Source organism: Myroides sp. WP-1, assembly GCF_014145635.1.
GTDB lineage: Bacteria > Bacteroidota > Bacteroidia > Flavobacteriales > Flavobacteriaceae > Flavobacterium.
The window spans coordinates 1-1,155 of sequence record NZ_JACHTC010000063.1 but is presented as its reverse complement, the minus strand read 5'-3'; the positions used below and the strand labels follow the sequence as shown (position 1 = coordinate 1,155).

Annotated in this window: 1 protein-coding gene; it reads left to right on the top strand. The window is 42.3% G+C overall.

The window, feature by feature from the left end; genetic code table 11:
- Positions 1 to 167 precede the first annotated feature (167 nt).
- Positions 168 to 1,148: an IS30-like element IS4351 family transposase gene (locus tag H4K33_RS16325; RefSeq protein WP_005794072.1), complete on the top strand. Its 981-nt coding sequence runs from the start codon at positions 168 to 170 to the stop codon at positions 1,146 to 1,148.
- The last annotated feature ends 7 nt before the right edge of the window (positions 1,149 to 1,155 follow it).

Below are 1,155 nucleotides of genomic sequence, written 5' to 3'. Positions count from 1 at the left end.
CTTGAATTCAACTTATAAATGCAACTTTTTGGGTGCGGATAATAAGCAATAAAAACATTTATTTTTCAGAGAGGAAAGAGAGACAATGTCCCCCTTTCTCTCACTCTGAATGGATAAAGTTTGCTATCTTTGCTTTAATTGTCCGTCCAAAGAAAAAAAAGTTGCAGATGAGCAAACATATAACCGAGGAACAAAGGTATGCAATTTCTATGATGTTGCAAATACCGATGAGCAAAAAAGCAATAGCGGAAGCTATCGGAGTAGATAAAAGCACTGTTTACAGGGAGATAAAGCGCAATTGCGACGCCCGAAGTGGTAGCTATAGCATGGAGCTTGCCCAGCGAAAAGCAGACAGGCGCAAGCAGCAAAAACATCGCAAGGAAGTGCTTACACCGGCAATGAGAAAACGGATAATAAAGCTGTTGAAGAAAGGATTCAGCCCGGAGCAGATTGTCGGCAGGAGCCGCTTGGAGGGAATTGCGATGGTATCTCACGAAACGATATATCGCTGGATTTGGGAGGATAAGCGGCGGGGTGGCAAACTGCACAAATATCTTCGCAGACAAGGTCGCAGGTATGCCAAACGTGGTTCTAAAAATGCAGGGCGAGGATTTATCCCAGGCAGGGTGGATATTGATGAGCGTCCCGAGATAGTGGAACTGAAGGAGAGATTTGGTGATTTAGAGATAGATACAATTATTGGTAAGAACCACAAAGGTGCCATTCTTACCATTAACGACAGAGCAACAAGCAGGGTCTGGATACGCAAGTTGTCGGGAAAAGAAGCCATCCCGGTAGCTAAGATTGCAGTATGGGCACTGCGGAAAGTGAAAAACTTAATACACACAATTACGGCTGACAATGGAAAGGAGTTTGCAAAGCACGAGGAAATTGCGCAAAAATTGGAAATAAAATTCTATTTTTGCAAACCATACCACTCATGGGAACGTGGTGCCAATGAAAACACCAACGGGCTTATCAGGCAGTATATCCCAAAGGGTAAGGACTTTAGTGAAGTAACCAACAAACAGATTAAGTGGATTGAAAATAAACTCAATAATCGACCTCGTAAAAGACTTGGATACCTCACGCCAAACGAAAAATTTAAACAAATTATTAATCAGAATTCTGTTGCATTTGCAAGTTGAATTCAGC

Excerpts from the sequence above, each read along its gene's own strand:
- H4K33_RS16325 (WP_005794072.1), top strand. The coding sequence starts at position 168 with ATGAGCAAACATATAACCGAGGAACAAAGGTATGCAATTTCTATGATG.